This window comes from Bartonella sp. MR100HLJHH, assembly GCF_042194215.1.
GTDB lineage: Bacteria > Pseudomonadota > Alphaproteobacteria > Rhizobiales > Rhizobiaceae > Bartonella > Bartonella grahamii.
In genome coordinates this window covers 1-531 of the sequence record NZ_JBHIMR010000118.1, presented here as the reverse complement: position 1 = coordinate 531, position 531 = coordinate 1, and the positions used below count along the sequence as shown (strand labels likewise).

The following is a 531-nucleotide window of genomic DNA, read 5'->3' as shown; positions in this document are numbered from 1 at the left end:
GCAAAAGCCATATCGCTTTCAGCTGTTTGGTCAATGTGACGCACAACGATTTTTGCAAGAGAAGGATCAACCTTTGGTGTATAGCCATTACGCTCTGCTATCTCTTGAACAATACTGCCAAGGGTTTTCTGGTGGTAGGATTGGCTTTTTGGGGTTCTGTAAGACGTGTTCATTGATGCGGCGCGTCCTGTAACACTTAAGCTTTGCGGTGGGCTGCTTACAGAAATTTCGTCTATCAGATAGGCTCCCATATCGCGGTTTTTCCCGCCTTCATAGCCAAGTGTTATGGAAATAACTGTCCCGATAAGAGGAATATCAAGAAAGCCGTTATCACTGTCACGCGCACGGTCATCAAGCTCTATAGTGATACGATCACTTTTGTTTTCTGCTTCATCGGTAATTTCAATTGATAAAACATAATCCATGAGCGTTTTGGTGATGTCTTCTCCATTTGCCAGAACCGTGCAAAAAGGTTTCATGATTTGCTACCCCAAATTCTGATCACTGGTGTGGCTTTCGGATAGGGGAGGG

At 44.4% G+C, this 531-nt stretch carries 1 pseudogene; it reads right to left on the bottom strand.

The window, feature by feature from the left end:
* Positions 1-479 (bottom strand): annotated as a pseudogene (locus ACFIJ7_RS09850) (phage late control D family protein); the annotation flags it as partial.
* Positions 480-531 lie beyond the last annotated feature (52 nt).